Origin of the sequence: Gordonibacter urolithinfaciens (assembly GCF_900199375.1) — a bacterium.
Taxonomy (GTDB): Bacteria; Actinomycetota; Coriobacteriia; order Coriobacteriales; family Eggerthellaceae; genus Gordonibacter; species Gordonibacter urolithinfaciens.
The window spans coordinates 1,130,881-1,151,635 of the sequence record NZ_LT900217.1 but is presented as its reverse complement, the minus strand read 5'-3'; the positions used below and the strand labels follow the sequence as shown (position 1 = coordinate 1,151,635).

The window sequence follows — 20,755 nt, the reverse complement described above, 5'->3', positions numbered from 1 at the left end:
TGACCTATGAATCCGGTTCTCGTTGAGATTTACAGCACCGTTGCCCCGTCCATGCCGTTCATCATCGGCGCGTACGCGCTCATGTGGGTGGCCATCCTGGTGTACGTGCTCATCATCATGTTCGGCTTCAAGAAGGCCGAGAAGCAGATGGCCGTGCTGGAGGAGGCCCTGGCCGAGCAGCAGGGCAGGTAGCCGTCTGATGACGGCCTGTCCGCTCGTGCTACAATAGCCCAAGCGATTTTCACGAGGCGCCGCAGGATCGCGGCGCCTCTTCTGTTGTCGGAGAAGAAAGGTTTCCATCCATGAAGGCTCTCATTCCCGCGGCCGGCCTCGGCACGCGCTTCCTGCCCGCCACGAAGGCCCAGCCCAAGGAGATGCTGCTCGTCGTGGACCGTCCGGCCATCCAGTACGTGGTGGAGGAGGGCCTGGCGTCGGCCGCCGACGAGGTGGTCATCATCAACAGCCGCGAGAAGAAGGCCATCGAGGAGCACTTCTCGCCGAACCCGGAGCTCGTGGCCACGCTGCGCGCCCGCGGCAAGGACGCCTACGCCGACCTCGTGGAGCGGGTGGGCGCCTACAACGTGAGCTACGTGTACCAGGACGAGGCCCTGGGCCTGGGCCATGCCGTGCGCTGCGCGGCCGAGAAGACGGGCGACGAGCCGTTCTACGTGCTTTTGGGCGACGTGCTGGTGCCCGACAACCAGATGCTGCCGCGCATGCAGGAGGTGTCCGACGCGCACGGCGGCGCGAGCGTTATCGCGGTCATGCCGGTGCCCGACGACCAGGTGAGCCGCTTCGGCGTCATCGCGGGTGCGGCCGTGTCCGACGACGTGTGGAAGGTCGACGCGCTGGTGGAGAAGCCGGCGCTCGAGGACGCGCCGTCGAACCTGGCCGTGTTCGGCCGCTACCTTTTGAGCGCGCGCGTGATGGAACTTCTGGCCGACGTGGAGCCCGGCGTGGGCGGCGAGATCCAGCTGACCGACGCGCTCGACGCCGTGCTGCGCGAGGAGGAGATGTACGCGCTGGTCATCGATCCCGCCGACGGCTTCGACACCGGCACCGTGGAGAGCTGGCTCGAAACCAACAACGTGCTGTTCGCCCGCAAGAACGGATAGCGGGCGATCGGGCGGTCGAGCAGAGCATTTTACATGGAATGAACGCAGATCGTTATCGTGTTGTGACAACTGCTGTACAATAAACCAGTTTGAGTGTTGCCCGCCGCCCCGCGCGGCGGGTTTTCGATAGCGGCGCCAAGGAGCAAGGAACCACCACTATGACGGACTTCATGAACGAATACTGCATGCACACCGCCACGTGCGGCGAGCTGCGCAAAAGCGACGTGGGGCGCGAGGTCGTGCTGACCGGCTGGGCCTGGCACAACCGCGACCACGGCGGCCTCATCTTCATCGACCTGCGCGACCGCGCGGGCTACACGCAGGTGGTCGTCGACCCCGACTGCGTGAGCGCCGACGACTTCGCGAAAGCCGAGCACCTGGGCCGCGAGTACGTGCTGAAGATCGCGGGCACGGTGCGCGATCGCGGCGCGGAGGCCGTGAACCCCAACATGGCTACGGGCGAGATCGAGGTGCTGGCGAAGTCCGTCGAGGTCCTGAACACGAGCGTCACCCCGCCGTTTGCCATTGAAGACGGCATCGAGACGGACGAGACCACGCGCATGAAGTGGCGCTACCTGGACATCCGCCGCCCGGAGATGTTCGAGGCCCTGCACCTGCGCCACAAGGTGGCCCAGGCCATGCGCGGCGCGCTGAACGAGCGCGGCTTCCTCGAGGTGGAGACGCCCATCCTGGCGAACTCCACGCCCGAGGGCGCGCGCGACTACATCGTGCCGAGCCGCCCGAACCCGGGCCGCTTCTACGCGCTGCCGCAGAGCCCGCAGCAGTTCAAGCAGATGCTCATGGTGGGCGGCATCGAGCGCTACTACCAGATCGCCCGATGCTTCCGCGACGAGGATCTGCGCGCCGACCGTCAGCCCGAGTTCACGCAGGTGGACATCGAGATGGGCTTCGTGCAGGGCGAGGACGTGATGAACCTCATGGAGGACGTCATGGCCGAGACGCTGCAAGCCGTGGGCGTCGACCACGAGTTCCCGCTGCAGCGCATGCAGTACCGCGAGTCCATGGACCGCTTCGGCAACGACCGTCCCGACACGCGCTTCGGCATGGAGCTCGTCGACATCACCGACATCGTGAAGAACACGGGCTTCAAGGTGTTCTCGAGCGTGGCGCAGTCCGGCGGCGTGGTGAAGGCCATCAACGCGAAGGGCGCGGGCGACTGGAGCCGCGGCGATGTGGAGAAGCTGGCCGACATCGCGGCCGAGAACGGCGCGAAGGGCATGGCCTGGATCGCGTTCACGACCGACGGCAAGGAGAAGAGCCCCATCATCAAGTTCTTCAGCGACGAGGAGTTCGCCGCGCTGAAGGAGGCCATGGACGTGGAGCCGGGCGACCTGCTGCTGTTCGCCGCCGACACTTACGAGGTGGCGAGCGCCGTGCTCTCCGCCCTGCGCCTGCACATGGCCGAGGCGCTGAACGTGCCGCGCGAGGGCCATCAGCTCTTGTGGGTGGTGAACTTCCCCATGTTCCGCTACGACGAGGACGAGAAGAAGTACGCCGCCGAGCACCATCCGTTCACCCATGTGCTGGACGAGGACGTGGACAAGATCGAGAGCGACCCGCTGGCGTGCGGCAGCTACAGCTACGACCTGGTGATGGACGGCTTCGAAGTGGGCGGCGGCACCATCCGTATCCACAATGCCGACGAGCAGCGTGCGGTGCTGCGCACGTGCGGCCTCACCGACGAGGAGATCGAGGAGAAGTTCGGCCACCTCATCCATGCGCTCGAGCTGGGCGCTCCGCCGCACGGCGGCATCGCGCTGGGCCTCGACCGCCTGGTCATGCTGCTGGGCGGCAAGGCGTCCATCCGCGACGTCATCGCCTTCCCGAAGACGAGCTCCGCGAGCGACCCGATGACGGGCGCCCCGAGCGCCGTGACGGGCCGCCAGCTCAAGGAAGTGAACCTGCGCACGCTGTAGCGCTTGCACGCTCGGCGGGAACGCGGTACAATCCTGCCAACGGCAGCGCCCGCCAGCGCGGGTGGTGCGTGTTATCTAGTTAAGCCGGTCGTCCTTGGTGTGGGGGCCGGCTTTACTATTTCCATCGTCACCATTTTCAAATCGCCTTACTGCAAAGAGTGTCTTCAACACGATCAGCCAGAACCAGAGGTCAACCTGATCGACAACGAGTGTTGCGTGGATATCGAGCATGCCCATAGCGGCACCGTCCTTTCCGGCACCACCCAGCAGGCGAACACTGCCGCCAAGGAAAGTATAGCATGATAGCATTATTGTCTGGCACATGAAGGCTATGTGCTTTTGGTTGCGCGCGAGGCCGGGAGAGGGCGCTCGCCCCCGCTTTCGACTATACTTAAGCACCGTATGAACCGAGTACCTCGGATGGGCCGGGCGGCGCCATGTTCCGAACCTGGTCAGGTCCGGGAGGAAGCAGCCATAAGGGACCGCTGACGAGCGCCCTGCCTATCCGGGTTACTCGGTTCCGTCAGTCTGACGACCGACGGAACGGCTCGACGCTGCGAAGGGCTGTGGTACCGGAATTGCCCCTTTCACGCTTGCCCTCACGTGCCAAAGCACGCTCGGCCGCATGGCGGGGCAATTCCGGTACCACAGCCCTTCTCGCTGGCATGTCCGGGCTGGTGGTTTGGCAACCTGTGGCACTGAAGGGCGTACATGGACATCATCAATTTCTTCGTCGACCTGCTCAGCGATCCGCGCGGGGCCATTGCAGGCTGGATTATCGCGCTGGGCCCGGTGTGGGTGTACTCGCCGCTGTTCCTCATCGTGTTCGTGGAGACAGGGCTCGTGTTCTTCCCGTTCCTGCCGGGCGACTCGCTGCTGTTCGCGGCCGGCGTGTTCTCGGCCGACGGCGGGGGCTTGAACGTATGGGCCACGCTCATCGTGTTCTACGTGGCGGCCATCCTGGGCAACACGTCGAACTACTGGATCGCGCGGTTCTTCGGCACTCGCATCATCGACTCCGGCAAGGTGAAGGCGCTCACGCCCGAGCGCATGGCCAAGCTCGACCACTTCTTCGCGAAGTACGGCGGCCTGACCATCGTCATCACGCGCTTCATGCCGTTCTTCCGCACGTTCGCCCCGTTCATTGCCGGTACCGGCCACATGAATTTCGCGAAGTTCACGCTGTTCAACGTCATCGGCGGCGTGTCGTGGGTGAGCTTGTTCGTGCTGGTGGGGTACTTCTTCGGCGGCATCCCGATCGTGCAGGAGCACTTCGAGGTCATCGTGCTGGGCATCGTGGCCGTGTCGGTGGCACCGGCCATCATCGGCGCGGTTAAGGCCGCCCTGGGCTCGCGCAAGAAGAAGGCGGACGACGGACGCACGCAGGTCCAGGCCGAGATCGACGCCGACGTGGCCGAGGAGCGGGAGCTGCGCGCCGCGCATGCGGCCGTGGCCGAGGAGGCGGTTGCCGGCAAGCATGCGGCCCCTGCAGCGGCAGGCGCGGAGGCGCCGCGCGGCGCGCATGCCAGGGCGGATTCGAAGACGGAGTAGCAGGGAAGCGAGCATACGCGATGGCAGAGGCACTTTACCGCAAATACCGGCCGCAGATCTTCGAGGACGTCGTCGGCCAAGAGCACATCGAGCGCACCATCAAGAACGCCATCGAGCAGGACAAGGTGAGCCACGCCTACCTGTTCACGGGCCCGCGCGGCACCGGCAAGACCACCACCGCGCGCCTGCTGGCGAAGGCGCTCTTGTGCGAGAGGGGCCCCACGCCCGAGCCCGACGGCACGTGCGACGACTGCGTGATGATCGCGAACGGCGAGCATCCGGACGTCTACGAGCTGGACGCCGCGAGCCGCACCGGCGTGGAGAACGTGCGCGAGGAGATCATCGGGCGCGTGCAGTTCGCCCCCACGCGCGGACGCTACAAGATCTATATCATCGACGAGGTCCACATGCTGTCGACGGCGGCGTTCAACGCGCTGCTGAAGACGCTCGAGGAGCCGCCGAGCCATGTGGTGTTCATCCTGGCCACCACCGACCCGCAGAAGGTACCCGAGACCATCCACTCGCGCTGCCAGCGCTTCGACTTCCGCCGCATCTCGTCGGAGTCCATCGTGTCGCGCCTCGGCGCCATCTGCGTGGCGGAGGACGTGGAGTTCGAGGGGGAGGCGCTCGACCTTATCGCGCATCGCGCCGAAGGCGGCATGCGCAACGCGCTCACCTCGCTCGAGCAGCTCATCGCGTTCGGCGAGGGCAAGGTCACGCTGGAGGTGGCCGAGCGCATGCTGGGCGGCGTGGACACGAGCGACGTGGCCGAGATCGTGCGAGCCATCGGCACGCGCGATGTGGCCGCCTGCTTCCGCTGGACGGCCGACTACGTGGAGACGGGCGCCGACCTCGCGCAGTTCGTGCGCGACCTGGCCGAGCACGTGCGCAACATGTACGTGCTGACGCTGGCAGGCGCCGACGTGGCGCTGGAGGTGAGCGACGCCACGCGCCGCGAGCTGGCCCACGAGATGCAGTGGTTCGGCCCCGATAGGCTCTCTCGGCTGCTCGGCGTGCTGGGCGACCTCTCGGCCGAGCTCAAAACGTCCACGAATCCGCGCCTGTCGTTCGAGATCGCGCTCACGCGCATGGTGCGCCCGGATTCCGACCTGACGCTCGAGGCCCTTGCCGAGCGCATCGAGGCGCTGGAGAGCGGCCATTCGGCCGTTGCGCACGTGGTGTCCGCCGCAGCGAGCCAGGCCCAGCCGGCGATGCCGGCGGGCACGCAGGGGGCGTCATCTGCCGATGCGCGCGCGGGCTTTTCTGCGGGTGCGGGTACCGCTGCCTCCGGGGCACCGGGCGCGGCCTCCCTCGGCGCGCACGAAAGCGCCCGAGCAGGGCAACCTGATCGCGCGCGCGCGGGCGGGGAGTCCCCGGCCGCGCAGGCGTCTCCCGCCTCGCACATGCCGGAGCCTTCCTTCCCCGCAAGCGCGCAGGGGTCCGCCCCGGTGCCGTCCGGAGCATCCGCGCCCGCAGGCGTTGCCGTCGCTGCCGATGCGGCCCAGAGCGCCCCGCCCGCGCAGGCCGATTCCGCTGCCGTGCCGGCAGCGAGCGGCGCCGCGCCCTCTGCCGAGCTCGCCGCAAGCCTCCAGAACCCGGCGGCGCTCCAGCGCATCTGGCAGGCGACGCTGTCCACGCTCAAGAAGAACAAGGCGGCGTACGGCGTGCTGTTCCTGAACACGAAGGCCCTCTACCGGGCCGACAAGGGCCTGTTCGTCATCGAGTTTCCCGCTGAGAACTCGTTCGCCTTCAAAGCCGTGCAGAAACCCGACGTGCAGGACGCCGTCCTGACGGCGCTCACGCAGGCGTGTGGCGCGGCGCTGCCGTTCACGTACACCCAAGGATCCGACGGCGCGGGGGCTGCAGCCTCGGTCGCCGTCGCAATGCCGTCGGCTGCGCCCGCAGCGTCCTCGGCGCCTGCAGCTTCTGCGTCCCAGCCGGCCGCGTCGGCCCCCGCGCAGGCGGTCGCTTCGAATCCGGCAGCCGCCGCGCTCGCACGGGCCGCGGCCTCTTCCGTGCCGGAACAGGCCGCTTCCAAGACGTCGGCCGCAGCGGCCTCCTCGGGCGCCCGGCATGCCGCATCGTCGGCTTACGCGGTTCCGGAGCCCGATCCGGCCCCTGTCGATGCCTACGACTTCCCCCCGTACGAGGACGAAATGGTTCCCTACGACGATTACGGCACCGTCGCCTCGCCGGGCGTCCCGTCGCCCGGCGGCACGGCGGCTCCCGCGGCCACCCCGGGTGCCCGGCCAGCCGTCTCGGAGCCCCGGCCGGTCGCGACGTCCACGACGCCCGACGTCGTCCCGGCGTCTGCCGCGACGCCCGCGCCGCGCCCGGACCTGCCGCCGGAGCCCGATACGCGCACCTCGCCTTCCGTGGACATGACGGCTCCCGCGCAGTCGCCCGGAGAGCTGGAGGCCATTTTGGCGGCGGGTTTCGGCGATGGCGTGATCGTCGAAGAAGTGAGAGAATAGCGCGAGGCAACGAAGCAACAGGCGGCATTCGATAAACGACGACCGATACCGACGAGCAAAGAGCAGATAGGAGAGCACGATGGCGAAACGAGGCGGGTTCCCCGGAGGCGGCGGCATGGGCAACATGGGCGCCATGATGAAGCAGGCCCAGAAGATGCAGGCCGAGCTGGCGAAGGCCCAGGACGAGATCAAGGACATGGAGTACGAGGCCACGGCCGGCGGCGGCATGGTGAAAGTGGTGGCCACCGGCGACATGGCCATCAAGAGCATCGTCATCGACCCCGAGGCCGTGGACCCCGAGGACGTGGACATGCTCCAGGACATGGTGCTGGCGGCGGTGAACGAGGCCCTGCGCGGCATGTCCGAGGTGAGCGCCCAGCGCCTGAACTCCGTGACCGGCGGCATGAACATCCCCGGCCTGATGTAGGCGCGGTCGGCAGCCATGTACGCAGCGCCGTCCATCCAGAAGCTCCTCGACGAGCTTGAGCGCCTGCCCGGCATCGGCCCGAAGTCGGCGCAGCGCATCGCCTACTGGATACTCAATACCGACAAGGCCACGGCGCTGCGCCTGTCCGAGGCCATCGCGGAAGTGAAGGACCAGGTCCACTTCTGCCGGCAGTGCTTCAACTACGCCGAGGACGACCTGTGCGAGATCTGCCGGTCGTCCCGGCGCGACGCGAGCATCATCTGCGTGGTCAGCGAGCCCCGCGACATCCCGCCCATCGAGCGCACGGCCGTGTTCTCGGGCGTGTACCACGTGCTGGGCGGCGCCCTGTCGCCCATGGAGGGCATCGGCCCGGACAACCTGCGCATCGCCGAGCTCATGAAGCGCCTGGCGTCGGGCGAGGTGCAGGAAGTGGTGCTGGCCACGAACCCGAACGTGGAGGGCGAGACGACGGCGGCCTACCTGGCGCGCCTCATCAAGCCGCTCGGGGTGAGCGTGACGCGTCCCGCCAGCGGCCTGCCGGTGGGCGGCGACCTGGAGTTCGCCGACGAGGTGACGCTCGGCCGCGCCATCGAGGCGCGCCGGCCGCTGTAGCTCGGACGCGCGACCGAGTTTCCGAGCGACCGAGCGCGGGTTTTCTGCTCGGGGCATGAGGAAGGCCAGGGCGCGCGTCGTCGAATCGAACGGGATGGACGCGCCGAGTCCGAACAGGCAAGAGGCCGCCGCGCTCTCGCGCGGCGGCCTCTTCGCACCCAAGAAAAGACGAAGGGTTCTGCCCCCTCCAAAAAACAGAACCCCTATCTTTACCGAAGCAACAAAGCCTCTGTAAATGCGGGACTCAGTATACCACCCTCCTTCACAAAATAACAACACTTTTTTTCGGCGAAAGAACGCTCTACCGCTGAAAGCAGAGGGAGGCCTCGCGCAGCAGCATGGCAAGCATGCGTGCGTTGACCGCGCAGTATGCCAGCGGATGACCGGCTGCGGTCGCCGCAGCGGTCGCGCTGCGGCGGCGATACTGCACGCCACGGGAAAGGGCTCCGAAAGGAGATAGGGGAATGCCGGGACGGGCGCTGCGCCATGCTATACTTATGCGCCGAAAGGACGGGTGCATGAACATGGTGAACATCCCCAGCCCGGCCCTCGCTATCGTGGGCCGCCACAACTCGGGCAAGACGACGCTTATCGAGCAGCTCATAGCCGAGCTGGTCGCACGCGGCTACGACGTGGGCAGCGTGAAGCACCACAGCCACGTGGGCTTCGACATCGACTATCCCGGCAAGGACTCGTACCGCCACCGCGCCGCCGGGGCGAGCGAGACGGTGATCGCCGCGCCGGGGCAGATGGCGCGCATCAAGACGGTGGAGGGCGAGATGGAGTGCTCCGATATCGTGCGCAGCATGCACGGGCACGACATCGTCATCGTGGAAGGCTACCGCAAGAGCGGGCTGCCCACCGTGGAGATCATGCGCTCGGGCAACGAGGCGGACGCTCGGGTGGCCGACGTGTTCGCGGAAGGAGCCCGTCGCGGCTGGCCGCTGGGCACCGACTTCACCCAGTTCTCGCGCGGCACCGTGCCGCCCGCGGACGATGAGGACGCGCGCGAGGCGCTGCGCCGCGTCATGGAGGGCGACGACGTGCCGGCCGACGCTTCGGCGGTGAGCGCCCACTTCAAGACGCAGCACCCCGACCACGTGGACATCTCCAACAAGCTGCCCACGTCGGACACGGTGGCCGTGGTCACCGACATCGGGGAGGCCGTGCATGCCTCCAAGCTGTACAACGTGCCGTCGTTCGACCTGTGCGACGTGGCCAGCCTCGCCGACTTCGTGGAGGAGCACTACGTGCGCCCGCGTGTGACCGTGGTCATCCAGGCGGGCGGCGAGAGCCGGCGCATGGGGCGCAGCAAGGCCACCGTGCCCTTCGCGGGGCGCCCGCTCATCTGCCGCCTCGTGGAGCGTTTGGCGCCGGTGTCCGACGACCTGGTCATCACCACGAACGAGCCGGACAACCTGGCGTTCCTGCACGCAGAGTTCCCGCAGTACCGCATCCAGCTCGTGTGCGACGCGTTCGACTACCGCGGCGCGCTGCCCGGCCTCTACACGGCCATGCAGGCCGCCCGCAACCCCTACGTGGCCGTGGTGGCGTGCGACATGGTGTTCGCCTCGGGGTCGCTCGTGGTGGCCGAGGCTCTGGCCATGAACGAGTCGGGCGCCGACGTGGTGGTGCCCGTGAACAAGCACGGCTACGAGCCGTTCCACGCCCTGTACCGCCGCATGGCCTGCCTGCCCGCCGTGCGCCGCGCGCTCGACCGGGGCGAGAAGCGCGCCCAGGCGTTCTTCGACGACGTGAAGGTGCTCGAGTTCCCGCAGAGCAAGGTGTTGGAGGCGGAGCCCATGGGCGGCTGCTTCATCAACGCGAACACGCCCGACGAGCTGCACGCGCTCGAGGAGTCGTTCTTGGAAGGATAGGCATGCCCAACCTCATCGACATCGTGGAAGTTGCCGAGGCCCTGGAGAGCAAGGCCGTGTTCTTGGCGCCCGACCGCTGCACGGTGGTGCGCAACCGCCATTCCTCGTGCCGGAAGTGCACCGACGCGTGCCCGACGGATGCCGTGGGTGCGAAGGACAACGTGCTCGCCCTCGACAACGAACGGTGCGTGGCGTGCGGAGCCTGCACGACCGTGTGCCCCACCGAGGCGCTCATCCCGCTCGCACCCCTCGACGAGGACCTGGCCGCAGCGGTGGCCGACGCCGTGGTGGCCTCGGGCGGGCGCGCCGTGTTCGCGTGCGCCCGCATCGCCTCGAAGCGCAAGGGCGACCCGACGAAGTTCGCCGAGGTGCCGTGCCTTGCGCGCATGGAGGAGAGCGTGCTGTTGGAGCTGGCGGCCCGCGGCGTGGAGGACATCCTGCTGGTGGACGGCACCTGCGCGACCTGCAAGTTCCGTGCCTGCGTGCCGGGCATCGACGCCACGGTGGCCTCGGCGAACCAGCTGCTTGCCGCCCAGGGGTCGGGCATCTGCGTGGAGCGCGCCTCGGCGTTTCCGGACGACGTGCTGCTGGAGGACGCGCGCAGCCTGCTGGGCGCCTCGCGCCGCGGCTTCTTCTCGCAGGCCAAGGGCACGGCGCTGGACGCGGCCGGAAAGACGGTGGAGGTTGCCTTCAAGAAGACCGGCATGGCGAACGCGCCGTCACTGCGCGATAGGCTGCGCATGTCCGATGCGGGCACGTTGCCCCAGTTCAATCCTGTACGGCGCATGCACGTGCTGGATGCCATGGACAGCCTGGGCCCGTCGGTGGTGCCCGAGATAGACACGAGCCTGTTCGGCAGCGTGCACGTGGACGGCGAGGCGTGCTCGTCGTGCGGCATGTGCGCGGTGTTCTGCCCCACCGGCGCGCTCAAGAAGAGCGACCTCGTGCCCGAGGAAGGGGAGGGCAGCTTCCTGGAGTTCTCGGCAGCCGACTGCGTGCAGTGCAACCTGTGCGCCGACGCCTGCCTGAAGGGTTGCCTGACCGTGAGCCCCATCGTGTCGACCGACGAGCTGTTCGACTTCGAGCCGCGGCTGATCCACCTGCCGAATCCGCCTGCGCGCCCGGGCATCCTGTCGAGCTTGAAGCGGTAAGCCGCGCAGGGTCGCCGACGGAGAATTCGTGCCTTTCATGAACTGTACCTTCTCTTTGTACAGAACATACTGTATAAGTTAGGTGAACAGTTAAGCAAACCTTCGGCGCAGGCGCCGAGTGCGAATGAAGGCGGGCGGGTCTACATGAACAGCGATTTCATCGTGGCGGTACATGCGCTGGTGTTCCTGAACCACAAGAAGAGCGTCGTGTCGAGCGAGGCCTTGGCGGAGAACGTGTGCACGAACGCCGCCCGGGTTCGCAAGGTCATGGCGCCGCTCAAGCGGGCAGGGCTCGTGGAGACGCGAGAGGGCAACGAGGGAGGCTACCGGTTCGCGGCCGACCCGGCCGGAACCGATCTGGCGTCCATCGCCGAGGCCCTGGGCGTGCGCTTCGTCGAGGCGCGCTGGCATAGCGGCGATGCCGACAAGGAGTGCCTCGTGGCTTCCGGCATGGGCGGCATCATGGATGACGTCTTCGCCGACTTGGACGAGTGCTGCCGTGAGCGCCTGAAACGAGTGACGGTGGCGTCTATCGACGGCCGCATCTTCGGCGGGGCGTCTGCGGCAAAGTCCGCGTAGGGTCGCCCCCCCCCTTTTTTTTTCGCGTTCGGCTTCGTGCCGACGACGACCGATGAGGAGCAATCATGGGTTTCTCGCTTGAAACGAGCGTTCCGGCGCTCACCGTGTTCATCCAGGGCCTGTTGAGCTTCTTCTCGCCCTGCGTGCTACCGCTCATCCCGCTGTACGTGGGCTACCTCGCCGGCGGCGCGGCAAAGGAGGGCGACGACGGCACCATCGAGTACCCGCGCAAGAAGGTGCTGGTGAACACGCTGTTCTTCGTCGTCGGCGTCAGCTTCGCCTTCTTCCTGCTGGGCTTCGGGTTCACGGCGCTCGGCCAGTTCTTCACGGGCAACCAGCGCGTGTTCTCGGTGGTTGCGGGCATCGTCATGGCGGCGTTCGGCTTGTACATGCTGGGCGCCTTCGGCAAGACGCGCGTCATCGAGACGGAGCACCGCCTGCCGTTCAACTTGGGGCGCTTCGCCATGAACCCGCTGGTGGCGCTCGTGCTGGGCTTCACGTTCAGCTTCGCGTGGACGCCGTGCGTGGGCCCGGTGCTGGCCAGCGTGCTGCTCATGGCGTCGTCCAGCGCGTCGGCTGCGACGGGCTTCGCGCTCGTGGGCGTGTACACGGTCGGGTTCGTGCTGCCGTTCTTGGCGGTGGGCCTGTTCACGGGCGAGGTGCTGCGGTTCTTCCGCACGCACGGCAACGTGGTGAAGTACACGGTGAAAGTGGGCGGCGCGCTGCTCATCGTCATGGGCGTGATGACCGTGACCGGGTGGATGAACGGCGTGACCAGCTACCTGTCGAGCTTCGGCGCCGCGCCGGCGGCCCAGGAGCAGCCGGCCGACCAGGGCGCGGCCGACGCCGAGAACGGCGGCGGCCCCGATGGGGGCGGCCCCTCCGATGGCGCTTCCGGGTCGGACAGGCCGTCCGGGGGCGGTTCGGCCGACGCGGGCGCGGCCTCCAAGGACGGCATGAGGATGGCCCCGAACGCCGACCTCGTGCTGGTCGACCAGGACGGGACGGAGCACCGGCTGTCCGACTACCGCGGCAAGACAGTGTTCCTGAATTTCTTCGCCACCTGGTGCGGGCCGTGCCAGCGCGAGATACCCGACATCGAGGCGCTGTACCGCGACCGCGGCGAGAACGCGAGTGAGGTGGTGGTGCTGGGCGTGGCGAACCCCAAGACGTCCGAGCATCCGCAGAACAGCGACGTGGGCGTGGACGAGGTCGAGGCGTTCATCGACGAGTACGGCATCACGTATCCCGTGCTCATGGACACCACGGGGCAGCTGTTCTCGTCGTTCGGCGTGAGCTCGTTCCCCACCACGTTCATGATCGACAAGGACGGCTACGTGTTCGGCTACGCGGCAGGAATGCTCACCGCCGACGTCATGGACAATATCGTCGACCAGACCATTTCCGGCGTGCGGAAGTAGCGTTCGCGCGCCGCCCGCCGGGTTGGCGCGACGCATTCCCGCGCATTCCCATTCTCGGGCTCTTCCCCTTCCCGGGAGCTGTGCTATACTGCCTGCAACGCTTTAGCGCAGTAAAGTAGAAAAGCGGTCGAGGGGCGCGCAGCCAGGGGAGGCGTGCGTCGGGCCGCAGGGACATGGGAGGAACGACCTATGAAGAAGAAACTCAAGGGCATCGTCGTTGCCGCGGCGACGCTTGCACTGGCTGCCGTCATGCTGGCCGGCTGTTCGGGCGGCGGCGACGCGCAGAAGAGCGACGAGGGCAACGCGGGCGACGCCCCGTTCACGCTCACGGTGGGCTTCGACCAGAGCTACCCGCCCTACGGCTACGTGGGCGATGACGGCCAGTTCACCGGTTTCGATCTGGACCTGGCGAAGGCCGTGTGCGAGAAGATGGGCTGGGAGCTGAAGCTGGAGCCTATCGATTGGGATGCGAAGGACGCGCTGCTGGGCAGCGGCTCCATCAACTGCATCTGGAACGGCTTCACCATGGAGGGTCGCGAGGACGGCTACACGTTCTCCGAGCCGTACATGCTGAACGAGCAGGTGGTGGTTGCGAAGGCCGACAGCGGCATCAAGACGCTCGAAGACCTGAACGGCAAGGTGGTCATGACGCAGGTTGACTCCGCGGCGCTCGACGTGCTGGAGAACGAGGAAGAGGGCGGCCAGGCCGCGCTCGCCGCTACGTTCAAGGAGCTGCAGACCATCGGCGACTACAACAACGCGTTCATGCAGCTCGAATCCGGCATGGTGGACGCCGTGGCGTGCGACCTGTCCATCGCGGCGTTCCAGATGGCTGCCAAGTCCGGCGCCTACGTGCAGATGGACGAGCCGCTGTCCACCGAGCACTACGCCGTGGGCTTCAAGAAGGGCGACTCCGACCTGGCCAAGCAGGTTACCGATGCTCTCAAGGCTCTCGACGAGGATGGCACCGTCAAGCAGCTGTGCGAGAAGTACGCCGACCAGGGCATCACCTACGACAACTGGGTTCTGTAGCGTTTCGGCGGCCCGCCGGCCGCCGAAACTGCTCGACGCTGCGAAGCGCTGACGCACCCCGCCTTGCCCCTTTTTCGCTTGCCCTCACGTGCACAAGCACGCTCGGCCGCGAAACGGGGCAATCCGGGGCACGTCAGCGCTTCTCGCTGACTTTGATGGACCTGTGATGATTGAGAAAGGCCGGACATGGAATTCGCAACCATGTTGGAACTGCTGGGATCGGGGCTGGTGTTCACGATCCAGATATTCCTGACCACGCTCGTGGGAGCGCTGCCCCTCGGCATCGTGGTGGCGTTCTGCCGTATGAGCAGGTTCAAGCCGCTTGCGCTCGTCACCCGCTTCTACATCTCGGTCATGCGCGGCACGCCGCTCATGCTGCAGCTCATGGCGCTCATGTTCGGGCCGTACTACCTTTTCGGCATGCAGATGGGCAACGACTGGAAGTACATCGCTTGCAGCGTGGGCTTCATCGTGAACTATGCGGCCTATTTCGGCGAGATCTACCGCGGCGGCATCCAGTCCATCCCGCGCGGGCAGTACGAGGCGGCCGAGGTGCTGGGCTACTCGAAGTTCCAGACGTTCATGAAGATCGTGCTTCCCCAGGTGGTCAAGCGTATCCTGCCTGCCATGAGCAACGAGATCATCACGCTGGTGAAGGATACGTCGCTCGCGTTCGTGCTCGGCATCATGGAGATGTTCAGCCAGGCGAAGGCCATCGCCGCCTCGCAGGTGAGCATGCTTCCCTACGTGATTGCCGGCGTGATCTACTGGGTGTTCAACTTCGTTGTGGAGATCGTGCTCACGCGCATCGAGAAGAAGCTGAACTACTACCATGACTGATGGTCCCGCCGCTCTGACGAACAGCGGAACGGCCGACGCTGCGGAAGCCCTCGCTGACTTTGGCGGACCTGGAAGGAGCTGGAAGTTGTGACAAGCGAACAGCCGCTCGTGCTCTTGGAGCACGCGAGGAAGAGCTTCGGCGGCACGCCGGTGCTGAAGGATATCTCGCTCTCGGTGCGCCGGGGCGAGGTCGTGGCCGTGATCGGGCCGTCGGGCGGCGGCAAGTCCACGCTTCTGCGCTGCTGCACGCTGCTGGAGACGCTGGACGGCGGGCGCCTGGCCTACGGCGACCTGGTGGTGGCCGAGGAGGACGCGGACGGCCGCGCCGTCTACGCGGGCAAGGCCGCGCTCAAGGAGGCCAAGACGCGCTTCGGCCTGGTGTTCCAGAACTTCAACCTGTTCCCGCACTACACGGTGCTGAAGAACGTGACCGACGCGCCGCTGCACGTGCAGCGGCGCCCGAAAGACGAGGTCATGGAGCATGCGCGCGCCCTGCTGGCGAAGATGGGGCTGGCGGGCACGGAGAACAAGGTGCCCTGCGAGCTGTCGGGCGGCATGCAGCAGCGCGTGGCCATCGCCCGCGCGCTCGCGCTCGACCCCGACGTCCTGTTCTTCGACGAGCCCACGAGCGCGCTCGACCCGGAGCTCACCAAGGACGTGCTGAAGGTCATCCGCGATTTGGCCGCCGAGCGCATGACCATGGTGATCGTGACGCACGAGATGAGCTTCGCGCGCGACGTAGCCGACCACATCGTGTTCATGGACGGCGGCGTGATAGTGGAGGAGGGTCCCGCCGAGCAGGTCATCAACAGCCCTCGGCACCAGCGCACCCGTGCGTTCCTGGCGAAGTACGAAGGGGAGTAGGGGCTCTCTCGCCCCGTGGCGCGACGGCGGCTTCGAGGTTCGAGCGTCGGGAGATGAGGCTCCCCGCTTATTGCCTATGATTGAAAGGGTCATGGGCAGAAACGGGGAGTATTCTCAAGATTTCGGACGGGAATCGGGGAAGCGCGCGTTCAGCGTCTGCATAACACCTGATGATAAACTTGGCGGATCGATCATCTACGCATCAGGATAAAGAAAACTCGGGCTTTTTGTCCACAGCGCGAAACGAGGGCAGAGTAGAGGCGATTGGGCACCGGCGGAGCGGCGCGCTGCCGATTCACGGGCGCGCCCTTCGCCGCATTGCGGGATGCCGCGCTATACTGGTGGCGTAACCTATCCGGAAAGCGGGGAGAGACGATGGCTATCGACAGGGTGAAGGCGTATTTGCGCGAGCGGGGCATGGAGGCACGCGTGCTCGAGTTCGAGACGTCGAGCGCCACCGTCGAGCTGGCCGCGCAGGCCGTGGGGTGCGAGCCGGCGCGCATCGCGAAGACGCTGTCGTTCCATGTGGGCGACCGCGTCGCGCTCGTGGTGGCCGCGGGCGACGCGCGCATCGACAACCCCAAGTACAAGGCGCAGTTCGGGTGCAAGGCGAAGATGCTCGCCGCCGACGAGGCCGAGCCGCTCATCGGCCACGGCGTGGGCGGGGTGTGCCCGTTCGCGGTGAACGAGGGCGTGGACGTGTTCTTGGATGAGTCGCTGCGCCGCTTCGACACGGTGTACCCGGCGGCCGGCAGCGCGGCGAGCGCCGTGCGCCTCTCGCCCGACGAGCTCGAGCGCTGCGCCGAGCCCTGCACGTGGGTCGACGTGTGCAAGCTGCCATGACGGGACAGGACGGTGCCGCGCGTGCCGACGAGCGGCATGCGGAAGGCGCCGCCGGGAGATCTGCGCCCCGTGCGGCCGGCCTGCTTCCTGCGGCCCGCTTCGGCGCGGACGGGGCGCCCGTGACGTTCTACGTGGTGCGCCACGGCCAGACGTTGTTCAATGTCATGGGCAAGGTGCAGGGTTGGTGCGACACGCCGCTCACGGACGAGGGCGTGCGCGCCGCCGAGGCACTCGGCCGCGGTCTGGCCGGCGTCGACTTCACCGCCGCGTTCTCCAGCGACAGCGGGCGGGCCGTGCAGACGCTCGATGCGCTGCTGGGCGCGCGGGCCGCGCAGCGCGGCGAGTCGTACGCACCGCCCGAGACCTTCCCGCCCACCTGCGTCCCGAACGGCCCCTCGTCGGCCATCGAGTACGGCGCGCTGCATCCCCTGCTCTGCGTCGAGACGCCGTTTCCCCTGGCACACGATCCGCGCCTGCGCGAGTGGTGCTACGGCGACCTGGAGGGAGAGCCGGGCGAGCAGCTGTGGGCGGCGCTTGCCGGCGGGTTCGGCGCGGAATTGAGCTTCGAGGAGCATAACCGCCGCCTGCCCGAGGTGGCCGACGTACTCGCGCGCGCCGACACGTCGGGGCGCGCCGAGCGCTTCGACGCCATCGAGCGCCGCCTGTCCGGCTTCTTCGCCGAGGCCGGCGAGGCCGTGCGCTTGGCCGGCGGCGGCAACGCGCTCGTGGTCACGCACTCGTTCGTGGTGCGCACGCTGGTGTACCTGCTGGATCCTGCCCGCGTGAACGACCCGGCGAAGATCCCCAACGCCAGCGTCACGCGCATCGGCTACGACGGCCATGCGTTCTCCCTGGCCGAGATAGGCTCCACGGACTGGCAGCGGTGAGGCAGGGGGACGGGGATGACGTCTCATTCGCTCGCGAATGAGACGTCATCCCCGTCCCCCTGCCTCACCCCGTGCCCCTTACAGCTTGGCCTCCACCATGTCGATCAATTCCTGCTGCGAATGCACGTCCAGCTTCTTGTAGATATGGTAGGTGTGGGTCTTTATGGTGTGCGGCGATATGACCAGCTCTTCCGCAATATAGTGCTGGTTTCGCCCGCGCGCCAGCATCGTGTGGATCCGCGTCTCCTGGTTGGTCAGCTCGTACGCCTCCGCAATCTCGGCGCACGCTGCCTTCCACTTGTCCAAAAACGCGTCCGCCTGCGGCTCGCCGGACTCCTCCTTGCGGCTTTTCACGAGGTCCCACACCAGCAGCATGACCAGGGCGATCACGATGATGATAGAGAAGATGGCGTACCCGGTGTCGAACCCCGCCTTTCCCAGCCCGGCGTACAGCAGCGCCCCGACCGACCACCCGATGAAGATACCCGCGAAATTGCCGATGGTGGGAGGCGCGTACGACGCGTACACGGGCAGCTGGCGGTCGCTTATCTCGTCGGCCAAATCGCCCCAGGTAATGGCATCGTAGCAGGTGAACCCGAAGATGATCAGCGCCAGGAAGAAGACCTTCAGCATCTCCGGCACGTAGGGAAACGGCAGCACCGCCAGGGCGATGAGCGGAAGCAGGAGCATGCGGTACAGGTCGGAGTCGGCCTCCACCTTCTTCGACAGCACGTACACCGCGAACGCCAAAGACGATACGGCGATCGAGGCGGCAATCACCACCACCAGCCCGTTCCCCACGGCAAGGCTGAGCACGGTATAGGAGGTCACGCCGAATACGAGCGTGTACAGGAGGGTGCGCGGCAACGTGGGGACGAACTCCCGGAACCGATCGAGTACCGCCTCGAGGTAGGCTCGGTAGGACGCGGCATCTTCGAGCCGTTTAGGGCCGATGCCCTTGCCCGCCAAGTGCGAGCACGCGACGGAGACGGCAGGGAAGGAGGCTATCATGACGATGCCCACGACGGGGTCCATGAACAGCGGCAGAACATACAAAAGCGAGGCCAGCAGGAATGCGAGCGCAATGCTGCGCATGAGCTTGGCGCGCCGCAGCCATACGAAGAAGGGACCGGTCTTCAGATAGACGAACGAGGACGCAAGCCCCCCGAGGGCGAAGAGCACGCCTGCCTGCAGGAAACCGAGCTCGCTTCCCATCTGCCCCAGAAATGCCGGAACCTCCGCCAAAATCGACAGCAGGGCGACGCCGATTCCGAACCAAAGGCGGTCGACCACGTGCTGCAGGTACCAGCCGGCCAAAGCGAAGACGACCATGCTGAGCGCAGAGGCACCCGCAACGATCACGCAGAGCAGAAGGTAGGCGCTGAAATCCGCCGTGGCGAACGGGTTCAGCACGTTCGCGTGGAATATCGAGAAGATCCAGGCCCAGTAGGCGGCCAGCGCGACGATGCCCAAGATCACGCGTCTCGAGCTGTTGCCGATGAGCAGGTCGCGGGCGTCGCCCTCGGCCGGCGCGGCGCTCTTGGTAGCGGGGAGCAGTTGCCTCTCTTGAGCAGTCAACGGTCTTCTCCTGTGGTCTCGGCTAAACCTCGTCATGCTGCGCAGTGCGGCGAAGGCTGCCCAAGCCTCCTTTCACTCCCGGCGGTTCGGGGAATACGAAGCCGCAGATTTCGCAGGTCTTCGCACCGCTCCTGCTCATGCCCAGGCAAACAGGGCACAACCCCTGGCGGTAAGGGGGATGGCATTTCCCGCAGTTACGGCACGGAAAGCAATGTTCCCTCACAACGGTACCCCATCTCGAATCCTCGAGGTGGGCGCCGGCCGAAACCGACGCCCACCGTTTTAACGTGCGTATGCGGCCTGTCGCTATTCGCGCGTGCTGCGGATGCTCTTATTGTAGATGCGGCGGAACACGAGAAGGCAGATCGCGCATGCCGCAAGGGACAGCGCGCCCATGGTCATAGCCGCCGCTCCGTAGCCGGCGCTGTCGAGGATCATGCCGACGATCGCGGGTACCGCCAGCGTGCCGCCGTTCTGTCCAAGCACCACGACGGCGGTTGCGGCGCCCACCGTCTTCGGCGAGCGCGCGACTTCGGGGGCCATTGCGAAGAAGACGGTCGGGGCCGCCCCGAGGAAGCACCCGAGGACGAAGGCGATGACGTACGTTCCCACCACGCCGATGTCCAGGTTGAACCACAGGAAGAGGCCGATTGCGCACACTAGCATGTCAACGAACAGCAGCAGGCCCTTGTCCTTCGTCCGTGCGAGGACCAGGCCCATGGCCGTGCCGCCGACCAGCATGCCGGCGGCCGCGATGGTCGCGCACAGGTTCGCCGCGCCCTCGGTCCAGCCGTTCTCGACGCTCAGGAACGGGATGGTGAAGGAGTTGAACGCGTCGGTCGAACCGCCGACGAGGAAGAACATGACGGCGCTTAGGAGGGACAGCGGTGCAAGGTAGCCCCACAGGACCCCGTGCTTCTCGGGATCTTCCTTGACGCCGGCAGACTCCTCCAGATCCTTGCGCTCGGATTCGGCGGGGGCCTTCACGCATACGACCACCAGCAGGAATGCCAGCACGGCGCCGATGAGGCCGAACACCCACATGCCGGTCCAGTTGCCGTTCTCCATGATGGGGGTGGCGGAAAGCGTTACGATCATCATGGCGAAGCCGACGTTCGCGCCCCACACGCCGTTGGCGAGGCCGCGCTTCTTCGGCTCGTACCACATGGCGATGATGCCCGGTCCGGCGGTCATGGCCGCTCCGTACCCGCAGCCCTCGAGCGCACGGGTTACGAGAATTCCCAAGTCGCTGGTCCAGAACAGGCCTGCGACGTTGCCCACGATGGAGACGAGCAGGGCGATGCTCACCACCTTGCGCGCGCCGAAGCGGTCCATGAGCGCGCCGCCGAACAGCGCCATGACCACGGCCGCGATGGAGAACATCGTCATCATGAGGCCCTGGGTGGTGTAGGAGATGCCGAGCACCTCCATCATGTTGGGTGCGGCGGGCGGCACCTTGCCGTACTCGAACGCGATGAGCACGCTGGCTATGATGATGGCCCATACGGGAATCCATGCCCGGTTTTTCTTACTCATTGTGTCCCCTTTCTTGATGGTGCCGGCGCCT

The 20,755-nt window shown here is 66.7% G+C and carries 19 protein-coding genes and 1 other RNA gene; 17 read left to right on the top strand and 3 right to left on the bottom strand.

Annotation, left to right across the window (positions count from 1 at the left end):
• Nucleotides 1-6: 6 nt before the first annotated feature.
• The 3 genes from BN3560_RS05070 (at nucleotide 7) to aspS (ending at nucleotide 3,052) form a co-directional block, all read left to right on the top strand.
• Nucleotides 7-192 (top strand): hypothetical protein, encoded by a 186-nt coding sequence (locus BN3560_RS05070; RefSeq protein ID WP_096227248.1) that lies wholly within the window; start codon nucleotides 7-9, stop codon nucleotides 190-192.
• Nucleotides 193-302: 110 nt separating this feature from the next.
• Nucleotides 303-1,115: a UTP--glucose-1-phosphate uridylyltransferase gene (locus tag BN3560_RS05065; RefSeq protein WP_096227247.1), complete on the top strand. Its 813-nt coding sequence runs from the start codon at nucleotides 303-305 to the stop codon at nucleotides 1,113-1,115.
• 158 nt (nucleotides 1,116-1,273) lie between these two features.
• Nucleotides 1,274-3,052, top strand: coding sequence for an aspartate--tRNA ligase (aspS, locus tag BN3560_RS05060; RefSeq protein WP_096227246.1), 1,779 nt, complete (start codon nucleotides 1,274-1,276; stop codon nucleotides 3,050-3,052).
• Between the two features lie 75 nt (nucleotides 3,053-3,127).
• Here aspS and BN3560_RS14295 read toward each other — a convergent pair whose 3' ends face one another.
• Nucleotides 3,128-3,289 (bottom strand): hypothetical protein, encoded by a 162-nt coding sequence (locus tag BN3560_RS14295; protein WP_154270426.1) that lies wholly within the window; start codon nucleotides 3,287-3,289, stop codon nucleotides 3,128-3,130.
• A gap of 181 nt (nucleotides 3,290-3,470) precedes the next feature.
• On the opposite strand from BN3560_RS14295, the gene ffs reads away from it, so the two are divergent.
• The 14 genes from ffs (at nucleotide 3,471) to BN3560_RS04990 (ending at nucleotide 17,610) form a co-directional block, all read left to right on the top strand.
• Nucleotides 3,471-3,562: signal recognition particle sRNA small type (gene ffs / locus BN3560_RS05055), an RNA gene on the top strand.
• Between the two features lie 201 nt (nucleotides 3,563-3,763).
• Nucleotides 3,764-4,603, top strand: a complete 840-nt coding sequence (locus BN3560_RS05050) for a VTT domain-containing protein (RefSeq protein ID WP_096227245.1) — start codon at nucleotides 3,764-3,766, stop codon at nucleotides 4,601-4,603.
• 20 nt (nucleotides 4,604-4,623) lie between these two features.
• Nucleotides 4,624-7,077, top strand: coding sequence for a DNA polymerase III subunit gamma/tau (gene dnaX / locus BN3560_RS05045; protein ID WP_096227244.1), 2,454 nt, complete (start codon nucleotides 4,624-4,626; stop codon nucleotides 7,075-7,077).
• A 79-nt stretch (nucleotides 7,078-7,156) separates the two neighbouring features.
• On the top strand, nucleotides 7,157-7,504 hold the full coding sequence (locus BN3560_RS05040; protein ID WP_096227243.1) for a YbaB/EbfC family nucleoid-associated protein: 348 nt from the start codon (nucleotides 7,157-7,159) through the stop codon (nucleotides 7,502-7,504).
• Between the two features lie 15 nt (nucleotides 7,505-7,519).
• Entirely contained in the window at nucleotides 7,520-8,116 is a 597-nt protein-coding gene (recR, locus tag BN3560_RS05035) for a recombination mediator RecR (RefSeq protein ID WP_096227242.1), read from the top strand.
• Between the two features lie 518 nt (nucleotides 8,117-8,634).
• Entirely contained in the window at nucleotides 8,635-9,993 is a 1,359-nt protein-coding gene (gene mobB / locus BN3560_RS05030) for a molybdopterin-guanine dinucleotide biosynthesis protein B (RefSeq protein WP_227115031.1), read from the top strand.
• 2 nt (nucleotides 9,994-9,995) lie between these two features.
• Complete coding sequence (locus tag BN3560_RS05025; RefSeq protein ID WP_096227241.1) at nucleotides 9,996-11,144, top strand: 4Fe-4S binding protein; 1,149 nt, start codon at nucleotides 9,996-9,998, stop codon at nucleotides 11,142-11,144.
• 144 nt (nucleotides 11,145-11,288) lie between these two features.
• On the top strand, nucleotides 11,289-11,723 hold the full coding sequence (locus BN3560_RS05020; protein WP_096227240.1) for an RrF2 family transcriptional regulator: 435 nt from the start codon (nucleotides 11,289-11,291) through the stop codon (nucleotides 11,721-11,723).
• A gap of 65 nt (nucleotides 11,724-11,788) precedes the next feature.
• Complete coding sequence (locus BN3560_RS05015; protein WP_096227239.1) at nucleotides 11,789-13,144, top strand: redoxin family protein; 1,356 nt, start codon at nucleotides 11,789-11,791, stop codon at nucleotides 13,142-13,144.
• 189 nt (nucleotides 13,145-13,333) lie between these two features.
• Entirely contained in the window at nucleotides 13,334-14,176 is an 843-nt protein-coding gene (locus tag BN3560_RS05010; RefSeq protein ID WP_096227238.1) for a transporter substrate-binding domain-containing protein, read from the top strand.
• A 186-nt stretch (nucleotides 14,177-14,362) separates the two neighbouring features.
• Nucleotides 14,363-15,016 (top strand): amino acid ABC transporter permease, encoded by a 654-nt coding sequence (locus tag BN3560_RS05005; protein ID WP_096227237.1) that lies wholly within the window; start codon nucleotides 14,363-14,365, stop codon nucleotides 15,014-15,016.
• A gap of 87 nt (nucleotides 15,017-15,103) precedes the next feature.
• Nucleotides 15,104-15,880 carry an amino acid ABC transporter ATP-binding protein gene (locus BN3560_RS05000; protein WP_096227236.1) on the top strand — a complete coding sequence of 259 codons (777 nt, stop codon included), beginning with the start codon at nucleotides 15,104-15,106 and terminating at the stop codon, nucleotides 15,878-15,880.
• Between the two features lie 375 nt (nucleotides 15,881-16,255).
• Nucleotides 16,256-16,723 carry a YbaK/EbsC family protein gene (locus tag BN3560_RS04995; RefSeq protein WP_087191384.1) on the top strand — a complete coding sequence of 156 codons (468 nt, stop codon included), beginning with the start codon at nucleotides 16,256-16,258 and terminating at the stop codon, nucleotides 16,721-16,723.
• Nucleotides 16,720-17,610: a histidine phosphatase family protein gene (locus BN3560_RS04990; protein ID WP_096227235.1), complete on the top strand. Its 891-nt coding sequence runs from the start codon at nucleotides 16,720-16,722 to the stop codon at nucleotides 17,608-17,610. The genes BN3560_RS04995 and BN3560_RS04990 overlap by 4 nt, the downstream gene beginning before the upstream one ends.
• A 78-nt stretch (nucleotides 17,611-17,688) precedes the next feature.
• On the opposite strand, the gene BN3560_RS04985 is transcribed toward BN3560_RS04990, so the two are convergent.
• Both BN3560_RS04985 and BN3560_RS04980 read right to left on the bottom strand, forming a co-directional pair.
• Nucleotides 17,689-19,188, bottom strand: coding sequence for a helix-turn-helix transcriptional regulator (locus BN3560_RS04985; protein WP_157780545.1), 1,500 nt, complete (start codon nucleotides 19,186-19,188; stop codon nucleotides 17,689-17,691).
• Between the two features lie 306 nt (nucleotides 19,189-19,494).
• Nucleotides 19,495-20,724 carry an MFS transporter gene (locus tag BN3560_RS04980; protein WP_087191388.1) on the bottom strand — a complete coding sequence of 410 codons (1,230 nt, stop codon included), beginning with the start codon at nucleotides 20,722-20,724 and terminating at the stop codon, nucleotides 19,495-19,497.
• Between the last annotated feature and the right edge of the window lie 31 nt (nucleotides 20,725-20,755).